The sequence below is a fragment of the Nocardia sp. GCM10030253 genome, from assembly GCF_042675075.1.
In the GTDB taxonomy this organism is placed as follows: domain Bacteria; phylum Actinomycetota; class Actinomycetes; order Mycobacteriales; family Mycobacteriaceae; genus Nocardia.
This window is the reverse complement of record NZ_JBHTDL010000010.1, coordinates 106983-120770: the sequence shown is the minus strand read 5'-3', so window position 1 is coordinate 120770 and position 13788 is coordinate 106983. Positions and strand designations below refer to the sequence as shown.

Here is a 13788-nt window from a genome sequence, read left to right as displayed (position 1 = left end):
GGTGTGGTGATACCCAAGTTGATGGCGGTGAGCGACGTTCATGTCGGCCACCAGGGGAATCGTCCAGTGGTCGAGGAGATCCGGGCGGATTCGCCGGAGGACTGGTTGATCGTTGCCGGTGACGTGGCTGAGAAGACCGACGACATCCGGTGGACGCTGGAGCTGTTGCGCCGCCGATTCGCGAAGGTGATCTGGGTTCCGGGTAACCACGAACTGTGGACCACGGCAAAGGATCCGGTGCAGATGCACGGTGCGGCGCGATACGACTACCTGGTGTCGATCTGCCGTGATCTCGACGTGCTCACACCGGAGGATCCGTTCCCGGTGTGGGAGGGTGCGGGTGCGGAGGAGCACGGTGGATCGGTGACGCTGGCCCCGATGTTCCTGCTCTACGACTACTCGTGGCTGCCCGCGGGCACCACGACAAAGGCGGAGGGGCTGGCCGTCGCACGCGATCGCAATGTGGTGGCGACCGACGAGTTCCTGCTCTCGCCGGACCCGTTCGCCACGCGCGACGCCTGGTGCCACGCCCGAGTCAAGGTCACCCAGCGCAAGCTGGACGCGCTGGCGCCCGGCACGCCGTTGGTGCTGATCAACCACTTCCCGCTGGTTCGCCAACCCACTGACGTGCTGTTCTACCCAGAATTCGCCCTGTGGTGCGGCACCGACCTGACCGCCGACTGGCACACCCGCTACAACGTGGTGTGTTCGGTCTACGGCCACCTGCACATCCCGCGCACCTCCTACTACGACGGCGTCCGATTCGAAGAGGTCTCCCTCGGCTACCCCCGCGAATGGAAGCGCCGGGGCCTGCCGGACCGCCTGCTCCGCCAGATCCTCCCGACCCCGGAGTACCCGCCGGGCTCGCTGAACAAATGGGGCGGGCATTTCAAGGTCACACCCGAAATGGAAGCGGCCGCCGCTGAGCTGCGCAGCAAGGCCGAAAGACGCCGCGGAGTCTGACTTGCACAGCACGCGCAGGCGGTTCGCCGGGGCTGGACTACGCTCGTTGGCGATGATCGAGAAAATTCTGCCTGCTGGTGTGGCCTCGGCCGAACTGCTGGCGTACCCGGAGGAGCTGAAGCCGCATCCGGCGGAGGAGCATCTCATCGCGAAGTCGGTGGAGAAGCGGCGTCGGGACTTCATCGGGGCGCGGCATTGCGCGCGACTCGCGTTGGCGGAGCTCGGTGAGCCGCCGGTCGCTATCGGCAAAGGCGAGCGTGGTGCTCCGGTGTGGCCGCGCGGGATCGTCGGGAGCCTGACGCACACCGACGGGTATCAGGCGGCCGCGCTGGCGCACAAGCTGCGGTTCCGGTCCGTCGGGATCGATGCGGAACCGCATGGTCCGCTGCCGGAGGGCGTGCTGGATTCGGTGAGTCTGCCAGCCGAGCGGGAATGGCTGAACAGCGCGAGCCCCATCGCTGCCTTGCATCTAGACCGACTGTTGTTCTGTGCCAAGGAAGCCACCTACAAGGCGTGGTTCCCGTTGACGTCGCGTTGGCTCGGGTTCGAGGACGCGCACATCACCTTCACCATCGACGAGAGCTCCGACGGCGCGGGTGCGGGAACCTTCCACAGCGAGCTGCTGGTGCCCGGACAGACCAACGACGGCGGCGTGCCACTGACGTCGTTCGACGGCCGCTGGATGATCGGCGACAGGCTCATCCTCACCGCGATTGTGCACGGCTGATGGCGGGCTCGACGGTGCGTCCCGACGTGCTCGGCGGTCTGCTGATCGTGGACAAGGACGGCGGCTGGACCAGTCACGATGTCGTCGCGAAATGCCGGAAGCTGCTGCGCACCAAGAAGGTCGGCCACGCGGGCACGCTCGACCCGATGGCCACCGGGGTGCTCGTGCTCGGTGTGGAGCGCGCCACCAAGCTGCTGGGTCTGCTCACCCTCACCACCAAGGCCTATACCGCCACCATTCGCCTCGGTCAGGCCACCACCACCGACGACGCCGAGGGCGAGGTGCTCGCGACGACTCCGGCCACGCACCTGTCCGACGACGAAATCGCCACGCACACAGCGAAACTGACCGGCGATATCGAACAGGTTCCGGCCACCGTCAGCGCCATCAAGGTGAACGGCGAACGCGCCTACGCCCGCCACCGTGCGGGTGAAGACGTGCAGTTGGCCGCCCGTCCCGTGACGGTGTCCCGGTTCGATATCCTTGCCCGCCGCGATATTTCGGACGGTGATTTCGTAGACCTCGATGTCGAGGTCGAGTGCTCGTCGGGCACCTATGTGCGCGCACTTGCCCGTGACCTCGGCGCCGCTCTCGGCGTCGGCGGCCACCTGACCGCGTTGCGCCGCACCAGGGTCGGCCCCTTCACCCTCGAACACGCCCGCACCCTGGACGAATTGGCGCTCGCCGCCGAGGCGGACACCCCGCTCCTGAGTCTGGGGATCGACGACGCCGTCCGAACCGCCTTCCCGCACCGCGCGATCGATGCTGGGGAAGCCGAGTCGCTGCGTGACGGACGCTGGCTCGAGCCGATCGGAATCAAGGGTGTTCATGCCGCGCTGACCGAGGACGGAACCGCCATTGCCCTGCTGGAGGAGAAGGGCAAACGCTCCTCCTCGGTCATGGTGATCCGTCCACGCGGGCTGGTCGACTGAGCCGTGCCCGCGCTGGCGCCGGGTTGATCGGGCGGATGGCCCGGTGCGCGTCTCACCTGGACAGTCTCGGGGACAACGGAATCCGTAGAGTGTCCCTTGGCCGGACGTCGGCAATCAGGATCGGCGGCGGCGGCGGTGGGAAGGCGTGGGCAATGAGTGAACGACCGGTCGATACATTCGAGCTGTGGGATCGTGACGGCGACGGGCTGGTTTCGGTAGCCGACATCACCGAGGGCATCCGCTCCCTCGGACTGGACGTCGACAACGAGGCGATCGAACGCCTGGTCGCGGCCGCCGACACCAACGGCGACTTCTTGGTCTCCAAGGCCGAATTCGACGCGGCGCTGGCCACCGGCCGCATCGAGGTCACCGACGCCGACGCTGCCTTCCGCGTCTTCGACACCAACGGCGACGGCCAGATCTCGGTCGAAGAACTCGAATCCCTGATCCGCCACGTCGGCGCCGGCCGCATCGACGAACCCGCGGCATCCCTCTTGGCCGCCGCCGACAAAGACGGCGACGGCTACCTATCTCTCACCGAATTTCGGGCCCTCCTCGACTTCCTCTCCCGCTGACCCTGTCCAGCTGGTGCTTGGCTGCGAATAATCGCCGACACGGGTAGGTCACGGATCGGCCAGGATCGCGACCTTGCTTACTGGGATTGACCTGCGTTAACTACGGCGACGGTTGGGTCGATAGATCGGTATCGGGAGGATCGATCGGAAGGGCCGATGGCAATGGGGATGCGTGGGGTCGTCGAGCGGATAGTGGTGCTCGCCGCGGTCGCGGTGGTCGCGGTCGCGTGCGGTGGTGGCAACGAATCGTCACCACCGTCGCGGGAGAGGTCGGCGGTGGTGACGAATACGGGCACGGCGCCAGGGCCGTCGAGCCACGCGCGCGCACCACAGGGGACCACCGTTCCGTCGGTGCAGGCACCCGAGGCTCCGCCCAGCGGTCCGCCGCCGGAGCACTCGGCGCTGATCATCAAGACGCTGACCATATCCGGCGGCGCCGTACCGGATGTGCCGGTCACTGTTCGGCTGGTGCAGCCGTGTGATCCTGCGCTGCACGATATTCCGGTCGGCGAGACGGCCGAGGTGCGTCACTGGACCGGTAGCACGGACCGGGACGGAACCACCACGTTCTCCGTACCGGTCGGCTGCTACGTCTTCACCATGGATCCCCCGCCGGGATCGTCGCCGGTGCCCGAGGGCATGCACAGCGCCTTCGTGACAGCACCGGGCCAGATCGTGTCCGGCGTACTGCGATTCGAGGATCCGGCGCCACTACCATGCACCGCCGAAGCGATCGTCGACGACCTCGACGTTCCCCCGTACCTCGCTGCCGCCCGCGTCACCGTCTCCGAATGCGAAGGCGGCTGGGCGGTCATCGTCTGGGATGTCCCCGGCGACTCCCAACGCATCGTCGTCCGCAATCCCGACGGCTGGACCACCTACGTCTATTTCCCGCACGACGTCTGCTGGACCGAAGCCGTCGCCGATGGTGTCCCCACCCGCCTGCAGCGCTACTTCCTTACCTGCTGACCCGCCTCGCCGCCACACCCGCCGCGCAGCGAATCCTGCTGTGCGAACTTCGTTGTGTTGCACGATAAGTCGGTACGTGCAGCCCACACGAGCCGGCGGTCAGTCGGCGCTGATGACCCAGATGGCTTCGGCGGCGGGGCTGCCCAGGTCGATGGTGCGGTCGTCGATGCGGATGGCGATGGTGCCCGCGAAGTCGCGGCGCTCCACGACGGCGATGGGGGTGTCGAGGGCGATGCCGACGGAGTCGAAGTAGCGGAGCATGTCGGGGTCGGCGTCGGAGATGCGGGCCACCCGGCCGGATTCGGCGGCGGAGAAGTCGCTGAGCTGGCGGGCCGGCGGGGTGGGGACGGCGCCGTCGACCGAGGGGATGGGGTCGCCGTGCGGGTCGCGGTCGGGGAAACCGAGTTTGGCGTCGATGCGGGCCATCAAGAGCTCGGAGACGGCGTGCTCGAGGATCTCCGCCTCGTCGTGTACCTCGTCCCAGCCGTAGCCGAGCTCGCTGACGAGGAACGTCTCGATCAGCCGGTGACGGCGCACCATGGCGATCGCGGCGAGGCGGCCGTCCTCGGTCAGCGTGATGGCGCCGTAGCGAGCGTGTTCCACCAGACCTTGATCGGCGAGCTTGCGGACCGCCTCGGAGACGGTGGAGGCCGAAACGCCGATTCGCTCGGCGAGCAGCTTCGTCGACACCTTCTCCTGCGACCACTCCTGCGCGGTCCAGATCACCTTCAGATAGTCCTGAGCCACCGAGGAGAGCACCGGCGCCATCGTCGCGGTGCTGCCGTGCGGTTCGCCCTGCGTCGAGCTGCCCGCCTGTTGCGCGGCGGCGTTTGTCAGCTGCGCCGAGGTGTCGTTCAGCTCGCGACGGGTGGCGATATCTCGTTTACCGGGCACATACCCGAGCTTAGGCACATGCCTGCCGAATCACACATTGCGCCGCACGGGTGAACACCGTATTCACCGTCCGTATACGACAACGGAAGCGTTGTGTGACATCGGCGGCTACGCCGGCCCGGCGCAGGCTTCGGTCGGACTGCGCCCGGCTGTGCACGATAGGCTGCGCACTGTGCAGAGATGGCGAAGTCTCGACGAGGTGCCCGCGGACTGGGGGCGGTGTGTACTCACGATCGGTGTGTTCGACGGTGTGCACCGCGGTCACGCGCAGCTGATCAGCCGAGCCGTGAAGGCCGCTGCCGCGCGCGGTGTTCCCGCGGTACTGATGACCTTCGATCCGCACCCGATGGAGGTTGTGCGCCCCGGCTCGCATCCTGCGCAGCTGACCACACTGACCCGGCGCGCCGAGCTGGCCGAAGAGCTCGGCGTCGATGTGTTCTGCGTAATCCCGTTCACCCAAGAATTCATGAAGCTGACGCCGGCCCGCTACGTGCACGATCTGCTGGTCGAGCGGCTGCATGTGGTCGAGGTGGTGGTGGGGGACAACTTCACTTTCGGCAAGAAGGCCGCAGGCACCATCGACACCATGCGCGAGCTGGGTGATCGGTTCGGCTTCGAGGTCGACGGCGTCAAGCTGATCGGCGAGCACGCGGTCACCTTCTCCTCCACCTACATTCGCGCCTGCGTCGACGCGGGCGATATGGCGGCGGCCGCGGAGGCGCTCGGCAGGCCGCACCGCGTCGAGGGTGTCGTCGTGCACGGCGACGGACGTGGCAAGCAACTCGGTTTCCCCACCGCGAACGTCGCACCGCCGATGCACGCGGCGATCCCCGCCGACGGCGTGTACGCGGGCTGGTTCACCGTGCTCGGCCCCGGTCCGACCATCGGCACTGTGACGCCGGGCGAACGCGCGATGGCCGCCATCTCGGTCGGCACCAACCCCACCTTCTCCGGCCGCGCCAGGACAGTCGAGGCGTACGTGCTGGATGGCGAAGCCGACCTCTACGGTCAGCACGTCGCGGTCGACTTCGTCGAGCACCTGCGCGGCATGCGCAAATTCGATTCGATCGAGCAACTCCTGGAAGCTATGGCTCGCGACGTAGAAACCGCCCGCAAAGTCCTGGCCGCCGCCGATTCCTGAACGAAAGCCCCGCTCCTTGTCGGGATCCACGCCCTTTGCGGTTGCCCACGAGGACTGCGAATCCCGATAACCGAGCGGCCGCTGGTGGGTGCGATTCGGTGGGAGCGGGCATGTCCGGTAAGGTGGATCCTCGGGTTTGCTGCGGTCCGCGGTGGCACCCAGCCGGGAATCCGGATTCCGAGCGCGGGACTGAGAAATAGGAGTGGATGCCCCATGGCACTGACCACCGAGCAGAAGTCGGCAATTCTCGCCGAGTACGGCCTGCACGAGAAGGACACCGGTTCGCCGGAGGCCCAGATCGCGCTGCTGTCCAAGCGGATCTCCGACCTCACCGAGCACCTGAAGGTGCACAAGCACGATCACCACACGCGCCACGGCCTGCTCGCGCTGATCGGCCGTCGCCGTCGGCTCTCGAAGTACCTGCAGAAGAGCGACATCGCGCGTTACCGTTCGCTGATCGAGCGTCTCGGCCTGCGGCGATAATTTCGGCCGCGAACGGTCGCTCGTAAGACTCGCTCCGTGGTGTTGGGTTGCGAGTGGATCTGCTCGACACGCTGCTTACCTGAGGCGGTCGAATACCCGGCCAACGGGGAGACGTACAATCTCCCCGTTGGCTATTTGTGTATGAGGGGTAAAAGTCGTAGCGACTGCTTGTAGGTTGCTCGAGACAGCATTACCCATCTACACGACAACATTGCACAGCCGTATGCACCCGCCGCGTGGCGTCGGTCTTCGGTAGTGGCCTCCCGGCAGGTGAAACTCCGCCGGCGGGCTTCGATCGATGACCGCCTCCGCGTCGCCGAATCCAAGGGGATCTGGCCGGGTGCGCGCGTTGCAACCAGGAGGGTTGCCGCGCGCCCGTATCCGGTACGGCTGACGAATAGCCGAGTCGCGCCCATGATGCGCTCGACTCGGCGAAGACGAGAGGTTGAGAGAAGAAAATGACCGAAACAACTGAACGCACGTCCTCGGCCGTAGAGGTCGAACCCGGTGTGTTCGAGTCCGTCGCGCTGATCGACAACGGCAGCTACGGCACCCGCACCATCCGCTTCGAGACCGGCCGTCTGGCCCGTCAGGCCGCCGGTTCGGTCGTTGCCTACCTGGACGACGAGACCATGCTGCTGTCGGCCACCACCGCAGGCAAGCACCCCAAAGACCAGTTCGACTTCTTCCCGCTGACGGTCGACGTCGAAGAGCGGATGTACGCCGCGGGCCGCATCCCCGGCTCGTTCTTCCGCCGCGAGGGCCGTCCCTCCACCGACGCGATCCTGACCTGTCGCCTGATCGACCGGCCGCTGCGTCCGTCCTTCGTCGACGGTCTGCGCAACGAGATCCAGGTCGTCGTCACCGTGATGAGCCTGGATCCCAATGATCTCTACGACGTGGTGGCCATCAACGCTGCTTCCGCGTCCACCCAGATCGCGGGCCTGCCGTTCTCCGGTCCGGTCGGCGGCGTGCGCGTCGCGCTGATCGAGGGCCAGTGGGTCGCGTTCCCGACCGTCGAGCAGCTCGAGGACGCCGTGTTCGACATGGTTGTCGCGGGCCGCGTTGTCGAGTCCGGCGATGTCGCGATCATGATGGTCGAGGCCGAGGCCACCGATAAGGTCATCGCGCTGATCGAGGGCGGCGCCACCGCGCCGACCGAGGCCGTCGTCGCCGAGGGCCTGGAGGCCGCCAAGCCGTTCATCGCCCGCCTGTGCAAGGCGCAGCAGGATCTCGCGTCGCTGGCCGCCAAGCCGACCGGCGAGTTCCCGCTGTTCCCGCCGTACCAGGCTGACGTCTACGAGGCTGTCGAGGGCACCGCCAAGCGTGAGCTGGGCGAGGCGCTGTCGATCGCCGACAAGCAGCAGCGCGAAGACAAGATCGATGAGATCAAGGTCGAGGTGCTTGCCCGCCTCGGCGACGACTTCGTCGGTCGCGAGAAGGAGCTGGGCGCCGCGTTCCGCTCGGTTACCAAGAAGCTTGTCCGTCAAAGGATTCTGTCCGACGGCTTCCGTATCGACGGTCGCGGTCTCGCCGACATCCGTGCACTCTCCGCCGAGGTCGCCGTGGTGCCGCGTGCACACGGTTCGGCGCTGTTCGAGCGTGGCGAGACCCAGATCCTGGGTGTCACCACCCTCGACATGGTGAAGATGGCGCAGCAGGTCGACTCGCTCGGCCCGGAGACCAGCAAGCGCTACATGCATCACTACAACTTCCCGCCGTTCTCCACCGGTGAGACCGGTCGCGTCGGTTCGCCGAAGCGCCGCGAAATCGGCCACGGCGCGCTTGCGGAGCGGGCCCTGATGCCCGTGCTGCCGAGCCAGGAAGAGTTCCCGTACGCCATCCGTCAGGTGTCGGAGGCGTTGTCCTCCAACGGTTCCACGTCGATGGGCTCGGTCTGTGCCTCGACCCTGTCGCTGCTCAATGCCGGTGTGCCGCTGAAGGCGCCGGTCGCGGGTATCGCCATGGGCCTGGTGTCCGACACCATCAAGAACGACAAGGGTGAGGACGAGGTCCGCTACGTCGCGCTCACCGACATCCTCGGCGCCGAGGATGCCTTCGGCGACATGGACTTCAAGGTCGCGGGCACCAGTGAGTTCGTCACCGCGCTGCAGCTGGACACCAAGCTCGACGGCATCCCCTCGCCGGTGCTCGCCGGTGCGCTGGCCCAGGCGCACGACGCTCGCGCCACCATCCTGGAGGTCATGGCCGAGGCCATCGCCACTCCGGACGAGATGAGCCAGTACGCGCCGCGCGTCACCGCGATCAAGATCCCGGTCGACAAGATCGGCGAGGTCATCGGCCCCAAGGGCAAGGTGATCAACCAGATCACCGAGGAGACCGGCGCCAACATCTCGATCGAAGATGACGGCACCGTCTACGTCGGTGCGACCAACGGCCCTGCGGCGCAGGCGGCGATCGACATGATCAACGCCATCGCGAATCCGCAGCTGCCGAAGGTCGGCGAGCGCTTCCTCGGCACGGTCGTCAAGACCACTGCCTTCGGCGCGTTCGTCTCGCTGCTGCCGGGCCGTGACGGTCTGGTCCATATCTCCAAGCTGGGCAACGGCAAGCGCGTCGCCAAGGTCGAGGACGTGGTGAACGTCGGCGACAAGCTGCGCGTGGAGATCGCCGATATCGACAACCGCGGCAAGATTTCGCTGGTGCCGGTCGACGAGAGCGCTGACGAGCCTGCTGCCGCCGATGCCGCCGATGCGGGCACGGCGGAGACCGAGTAGTACTTGTCTTTGTGACGAAGAAGAAGACGGCAACCCCTCTGCTCCGCGGCGAGCAGGGGGGTTCGTCACTAGAGCTGCGGGCAAACGAGGCACGGATGACCGACACCGGTGTGCGGCGCACCGTGCTACCCGGTGGTCTGCGTGTGGTCACCGAGCACGTGCCCGGTGTGCGCTCGGCCTCGATCGGCGTCTGGGTCGGCGTCGGTTCGCGTGACGAGGGACCTACCGTCGCCGGCGCCGCGCACTTCCTGGAACACCTGCTGTTCAAGGCGACTCCGACACGATCGGCGCTGGACATCGCCCAGGCGATGGACGCGGTCGGCGGGGAACTCAACGCGTTCACCGCGAAGGAGCAGACCTGCTACTACGCGCACGTGATCGACGAGGACCTGCCACTGGCCGTGGACCTGGTCTCCGACGTGGTGCTCAACGGCCTGTGCCGGGCATCCGATGTGGACGTGGAACGACAGGTTGTGCTCGAGGAAATCGCCATGCGTGACGACGATCCGGAGGATCTGGTCGGCGACGCGTTCCTCAGCGCGCTGTTCGGTGATCACCCGATCGGACGGCCGGTAATCGGTTCTGTCGAGTCCATCGAATCGATGCAGGCCGCGCAGTTGCGCGGGTTCCACCTGCGCCGCTACCGGCCCGACCGGATGGTCGTCGCGGTGGCGGGCAATGTGGAGCACGAGCACACCGTCGAGCTGGTGCACCGAGCGTTCGTCGACCGGCTCGATCCGGCAGCCGAGCCCGCGCCCCGTCGCGAGGGACGATTCCGCCCGCAGAGTGTGCCGGAGCTGCACTGGAGCCACCGCGACAGCGAACAGGCCCACCTGGTGTTCGGGGTGCGCGCCTTCGGACGGCACGAAGGAGAGCGGCGCTGGCCGCTGTCGGTGCTCAACACCGTGGTCGGTGGCGGGCTGAGTTCCCGTCTGTTCCAACGTATTCGGGAGGAACGCGGCCTGGCGTACTCGGTGTACTCGAGTGTCGACACCTTCGCCGACACCGGCGCGTTCTCGGTGTACATCGGCTGCCAGCCGGAAAACCTCGGCAAAGTGGCGTCGCTGGCCCGCGGCGTGCTGGAAGAGATTGCCGCCAACGGGATCACCGACGCCGAGTGCGCACGCGCCAAGGGATCGTTGCGTGGCGGGCTTGTGCTCGGTCTGGAGGATTCCGCGTCCCGGATGAACCGGATCGGCCGCAGCGAACTCAGTTACGGCAACCACCGGAGTGTTTCGGAAACGTTGGCGCGCATCGACGCGGTGACCACCGAGGAGGTGTCGGCGATCGCGGCCTCGCTGCTGGCCAGGCCGTTCGGCGCTTCTGTTGCCGGACCCTACCGGCGCACCCGCGAATTGCCCGCTGCCGTACGCCGATTGGTCGACAGCTGAGCGTCGACGGTCATGCTCCGCGGGCGCGGTTCGCCGCTTCGACGATCGGTGGGAGCAGGCCGGGGAGTGCGGTTTCCAGCTCCTCGGTGCGCAGGCGCTGACAGGTTTGGCCGTCGATAGTCAGTCTCTCGATGACGCCCGCTTCGCGCAGAATCTTGAAGTGATGCGTTGCGGTCGACTTGTTGATCACCTCATAGAGCGCACCGCAACGCACAGCGTCGCCTGCGTTGCTCAGGCGACGCACCATCTCGAGCCGCACCGGGTCGTGTAGTGCGCCGAGCACCGTGGCCAGCGGCGCCACCGGCGGTGTTACGGTCTCCGAGGCCAGCTCCTTAGCTCCGGTCATGATCTACCTCACTCGGTGGTTTGACGTTCATCATACCGGATGTAGGGTTATCAAGTTCGATGAGGATCAAACTTACCTGATGGGAGCTGCGATGGCAGCGACAATCGTGGCCGCCGACGAACAGACCTCGCAGCGCTGGGCCTACGCGCTCGTGCTGGCCGCCAGCGGCGTCGCACTCGGAGTGTCGGGGGTGCCCGCACCCCTGTACGGCATTTACGAGCAGGAGTGGCACCTCTCGCCACTCACCACCACCATCGTTTTCGCCGTGTACGCGGTCGCCGCGCTCGGCGCGGTGCTGGTGTCCGGCCGGATCTCCGATGTCGTCGGGCGCAAGCCGGTGCTGCTCGGCGCCATTGTCACCATGATCGTCGGACTCGTGGTGTTCATGCTGGCCGATTCGGTGCCGATGCTGCTCTTGGCTCGCGCCCTGCACGGCATTGCGGTCGGCTCGACGGTCGTGGCGGGCGCTGCGGCGCTGCTCGATATGCGGCCCACCCGGGGTGCGCGGTCCGGGCAGCTCAGCGGTGTCGCGTTCAATGTCGGTATGGCCGTGGCGATCCTGGGTTCCGCGCTGCTGGCCCAGTACGCGCCGAATCCGCTGCGTACGCCCTATGTCGTTATCACCGTAATCTGCCTGATTATCGGTGTCGGCGTGCTCGCGCTGAACGAGCCGCACAATGCCAGGGTTGCCGGACGGATCAGGATCGCCAAACCGGCTGTCCCGCAAGAGATCCGTGGTGACTTCTGGTTCTCGGCGATCGGCGTGATGGCGGCATGGTCGGTGCTCGGAGTGCTGCTGTCGCTGTACCCCTCGCTGGCCGCGCAGAAGACCGGGATCCACAATCTGGTGTTCGGTGGCGCTGTCGTGGCGTCCACCGCGCTGTCCGGCGCCGCCGCGCAGTTGTTCGCGACCGGCATCCCCGCGCGCCGGGCGGCGATCATCGGTGACACCGGGATGGCGATTGCTCTGCTGCTCACCGTGCCCGCTCTCGGCACCCACAACTGGGTCGTCGTCCTCGGCGCCGGCGTGCTGCTCGGCGCGACCTTCGGTCTCGGGTTCGGCGGTTCGCTACGCCACCTGTCGGAGGTTGTGCCACAGCACAAGCGTGGCGAAACGATGTCGGCGTATTACCTGCTCGCCTACAGCGCCATGGCGCTGCCCACCATTCTGGCCGGTTGGGCGGCCACTACCTGGGGCTTGACCACGGTCTTCCCGTGGTTCGTCGGTGTGGTCGCGCTCGCCTGCCTCATCGCCGCGGGACTTGGCCTGCGGCGCAACCGGGAGGCGCTGCAACCCGCAGCGTGAGCCCGCAGCAGGCGCATCGCGGCCCAGGTCGGGGCAATACGACACCGTGCGGGGGACCGCGATTCCGATCCCTGCAGGGTGTCCGCTATTGTTGTTTGTCGCGCCGCGTTGGCAGATATCAAGCCAGCGGGACGTGAATGCGGATGTAGCGCAGTGGTAGCGCATCACCTTGCCAAGGTGAGGGTCGCGGGTTCAAATCCCGTCATCCGCTCTCGTAAATCCCCCGGTCAGTGGCGTCGAGCTACTCTGGAGCGGTTTCCTCTCGGCCGGTCTGAATGCTGCTGTGGCTGAACGGCCTTCCCCGCTGATCCCGTACAACCCCTGTCTCGGAATCCGGCTGCCGCGCCACGATGCCCCGGAGCTGGACATCTTCGACAACGACGAATGGGAGTTGTTCGAGCAGTTGATGCCGCAGCGTTGGCGTCCGCACGCCGAGTTCAACCTCGTCTCGATGGCCCGGCCCAAGTGAGGTCACTGCTGTGCAGATTCGCGACATCGACAAGAAAACCGGCGATGTCCGCATCAACAAGGCTTGGAAGCACATCGGCAACACGATGAAACTGGAAAAACCCAAGTCCTCCCGCGGTATTCGCACCATCACTGTTCCGCTGGAAACCCTCGATCGCTTCGACCTCGATCGGCCGGGTGACGAGCTGCTGGTCCACACCAGCAACGACACCTCGCGGCGGACCGGGAACAGGGGTCCCGCCGAGAGCGGGCGAAGAACGGGGGTCAGGCGGCGATCCGGAAGTGGTCTCGGCACTCGTCGCAGAGATCGTCGGTGTCGATCGTGACCGGTGTGCCTGCACTCGGGGATTGCTGGGTGCGATCGAGGAACGCGATGACCAGCCCGCGCACTACCCATCGCCAACGGTGTCCGCGCCGGACGCACCAAACCCCTTGCCCCCGTATCGGACTCGGCCACGAAGCCGACACCTGCGCTGGCCGGAGCATCGTCGTGCTTCGCGCCGCGTCGCCCGCTCCCACCGGCGCCCGGTGGGGGCGGCGGCAGCGGTGGGCCGCGGCTGCCGCCGCGATTGCTATCGCCGACCTCGTGATCAAAGCGTGGGCGCAGGCCGCGATGGACGGTTGACCGATCGAGGCGGGCCGGTGGATCTGCGGTTGGCGTTCAACTCCTGGGCGGCGTTCTCGATCTCGCCGACGCCCCGGGACGGGTGCCGCTTACGGTGACCCCTGCGATCACCTGATCGTCGGCCGCCACTGGTGCCGGTGCGTCCAACTCGCAGCTGGTTCGTCTGAAGAAGCGGACTCCCATCCACCCCGGGTGTGAGCAGAGCTTTCTCCGAGAGGAACCCTCCGATG

Annotated in this window: 15 protein-coding genes and 1 tRNA gene; 13 read left to right on the top strand and 3 right to left on the bottom strand. The window is 66.8% G+C overall.

Annotated elements, in window-relative coordinates:
- The first annotated feature begins 6 nt into the window (after window positions 1-6).
- The 5 genes from ACFQZZ_RS23240 to ACFQZZ_RS23220 all read left to right on the top strand — a co-directional run bounded on the left by ACFQZZ_RS23240 (window position 7) and on the right by ACFQZZ_RS23220 (window position 4166).
- The gene (locus tag ACFQZZ_RS23240) at window positions 7-963 is read left to right on the top strand and encodes a metallophosphoesterase family protein (protein ID WP_378685079.1); all 957 of its coding nucleotides are present in this window, start codon (window positions 7-9) and stop codon (window positions 961-963) included.
- A 52-nt stretch (window positions 964-1015) separates the two neighbouring features.
- Window positions 1016-1690: a 4'-phosphopantetheinyl transferase Npt gene (gene npt / locus ACFQZZ_RS23235; protein WP_378684461.1), complete on the top strand. Its 675-nt coding sequence runs from the start codon at window positions 1016-1018 to the stop codon at window positions 1688-1690.
- On the top strand, window positions 1690-2622 hold the full coding sequence (gene truB, locus ACFQZZ_RS23230; RefSeq protein WP_378684458.1) for a tRNA pseudouridine(55) synthase TruB: 933 nt from the start codon (window positions 1690-1692) through the stop codon (window positions 2620-2622). The genes npt and truB overlap by 1 nt, the downstream gene beginning before the upstream one ends.
- A gap of 152 nt (window positions 2623-2774) precedes the next feature.
- On the top strand, window positions 2775-3197 hold the full coding sequence (locus tag ACFQZZ_RS23225) for an EF-hand domain-containing protein (RefSeq protein ID WP_378684455.1): 423 nt from the start codon (window positions 2775-2777) through the stop codon (window positions 3195-3197).
- Window positions 3198-3353: 156 nt separating this feature from the next.
- Window positions 3354-4166, top strand: coding sequence for a hypothetical protein (locus ACFQZZ_RS23220; RefSeq protein ID WP_378684452.1), 813 nt, complete (start codon window positions 3354-3356; stop codon window positions 4164-4166).
- Between the two features lie 99 nt (window positions 4167-4265).
- On the opposite strand, the gene ACFQZZ_RS23215 is transcribed toward ACFQZZ_RS23220, so the two are convergent.
- Entirely contained in the window at window positions 4266-4934 is a 669-nt protein-coding gene (locus ACFQZZ_RS23215) for a metal-dependent transcriptional regulator (protein ID WP_378685077.1), read from the bottom strand.
- A gap of 298 nt (window positions 4935-5232) precedes the next feature.
- Here ACFQZZ_RS23215 and ACFQZZ_RS23210 point away from each other — a divergent pair, with 298 nt between their 5' ends.
- The 4 genes from ACFQZZ_RS23210 (at window position 5233) to ACFQZZ_RS23195 (ending at window position 10813) form a co-directional block, all read left to right on the top strand.
- Entirely contained in the window at window positions 5233-6201 is a 969-nt protein-coding gene (locus ACFQZZ_RS23210; protein WP_378684449.1) for a bifunctional riboflavin kinase/FAD synthetase, read from the top strand.
- A gap of 213 nt (window positions 6202-6414) precedes the next feature.
- Complete coding sequence (rpsO, locus tag ACFQZZ_RS23205) at window positions 6415-6684, top strand: 30S ribosomal protein S15 (protein WP_328403782.1); 270 nt, start codon at window positions 6415-6417, stop codon at window positions 6682-6684.
- 458 nt (window positions 6685-7142) lie between these two features.
- Window positions 7143-9422, top strand: coding sequence for a polyribonucleotide nucleotidyltransferase (locus ACFQZZ_RS23200; protein WP_378684445.1), 2280 nt, complete (start codon window positions 7143-7145; stop codon window positions 9420-9422).
- Between the two features lie 95 nt (window positions 9423-9517).
- A complete protein-coding gene (locus ACFQZZ_RS23195; protein ID WP_378684442.1) occupies window positions 9518-10813 on the top strand; it encodes a M16 family metallopeptidase in 1296 nt (431 codons plus the stop codon).
- A gap of 10 nt (window positions 10814-10823) precedes the next feature.
- Here the strand turns inward: ACFQZZ_RS23195 and ACFQZZ_RS23190 are convergent, their stop codons facing one another.
- Window positions 10824-11159 carry an ArsR/SmtB family transcription factor gene (locus ACFQZZ_RS23190; RefSeq protein ID WP_378684439.1) on the bottom strand — a complete coding sequence of 112 codons (336 nt, stop codon included), beginning with the start codon at window positions 11157-11159 and terminating at the stop codon, window positions 10824-10826.
- A 91-nt stretch (window positions 11160-11250) separates the two neighbouring features.
- Here ACFQZZ_RS23190 and ACFQZZ_RS23185 point away from each other — a divergent pair, with 91 nt between their 5' ends.
- From ACFQZZ_RS23185 to ACFQZZ_RS23175, 3 genes are all read left to right on the top strand, one after another.
- Complete coding sequence (locus ACFQZZ_RS23185; protein ID WP_378684436.1) at window positions 11251-12465, top strand: MFS transporter; 1215 nt, start codon at window positions 11251-11253, stop codon at window positions 12463-12465.
- A gap of 139 nt (window positions 12466-12604) precedes the next feature.
- Window positions 12605-12676: transfer RNA gene (locus ACFQZZ_RS23180), tRNA-Gly, on the top strand.
- Window positions 12677-12748: 72 nt separating this feature from the next.
- Complete coding sequence (locus ACFQZZ_RS23175; RefSeq protein WP_378684434.1) at window positions 12749-12934, top strand: hypothetical protein; 186 nt, start codon at window positions 12749-12751, stop codon at window positions 12932-12934.
- Here the strand turns inward: ACFQZZ_RS23175 and ACFQZZ_RS23170 are convergent.
- Window positions 12903-13130: a hypothetical protein gene (locus ACFQZZ_RS23170; protein ID WP_378684431.1), complete on the bottom strand. Its 228-nt coding sequence runs from the start codon at window positions 13128-13130 to the stop codon at window positions 12903-12905. The genes ACFQZZ_RS23175 and ACFQZZ_RS23170 overlap by 32 nt on opposite strands.
- Window positions 13131-13306: 176 nt before the next feature.
- Here ACFQZZ_RS23170 and ACFQZZ_RS23165 point away from each other — a divergent pair, with 176 nt between their 5' ends.
- Window positions 13307-13558: a hypothetical protein gene (locus ACFQZZ_RS23165; RefSeq protein WP_378684429.1), complete on the top strand. Its 252-nt coding sequence runs from the start codon at window positions 13307-13309 to the stop codon at window positions 13556-13558.
- Window positions 13559-13788 lie beyond the last annotated feature (230 nt).

What these genes read in the sequence shown, in the direction of transcription:
- ACFQZZ_RS23220 (WP_378684452.1), top strand. Translation starts at nt 3,354, where the DNA reads ATGGCAATGGGGATGCGTGGGGTCGTCGAGCGGATAGTGGTGCTCGCC.
- ACFQZZ_RS23200 (WP_378684445.1), top strand. Translation starts at nt 7,143, where the DNA reads ATGACCGAAACAACTGAACGCACGTCCTCGGCCGTAGAGGTCGAACCC.
- npt (WP_378684461.1), top strand. Translation starts at nt 1,016, where the DNA reads ATGATCGAGAAAATTCTGCCTGCTGGTGTGGCCTCGGCCGAACTGCTG.
- ACFQZZ_RS23190 (WP_378684439.1), bottom strand. Translation starts at nt 11,159, where the DNA reads ATGACCGGAGCTAAGGAGCTGGCCTCGGAGACCGTAACACCGCCGGTG.
- ACFQZZ_RS23185 (WP_378684436.1), top strand. Translation starts at nt 11,251, where the DNA reads ATGGCAGCGACAATCGTGGCCGCCGACGAACAGACCTCGCAGCGCTGG.
- ACFQZZ_RS23195 (WP_378684442.1), top strand. Translation starts at nt 9,518, where the DNA reads ATGACCGACACCGGTGTGCGGCGCACCGTGCTACCCGGTGGTCTGCGT.
- rpsO (WP_328403782.1), top strand. Translation starts at nt 6,415, where the DNA reads ATGGCACTGACCACCGAGCAGAAGTCGGCAATTCTCGCCGAGTACGGC.
- ACFQZZ_RS23215 (WP_378685077.1), bottom strand. Translation starts at nt 4,934, where the DNA reads ATGGCGCCGGTGCTCTCCTCGGTGGCTCAGGACTATCTGAAGGTGATC.
- ACFQZZ_RS23225 (WP_378684455.1), top strand. Translation starts at nt 2,775, where the DNA reads ATGAGTGAACGACCGGTCGATACATTCGAGCTGTGGGATCGTGACGGC.
- ACFQZZ_RS23165 (WP_378684429.1), top strand. Translation starts at nt 13,307, where the DNA reads ATGACCAGCCCGCGCACTACCCATCGCCAACGGTGTCCGCGCCGGACG.
- truB (WP_378684458.1), top strand. Translation starts at nt 1,690, where the DNA reads ATGGCGGGCTCGACGGTGCGTCCCGACGTGCTCGGCGGTCTGCTGATC.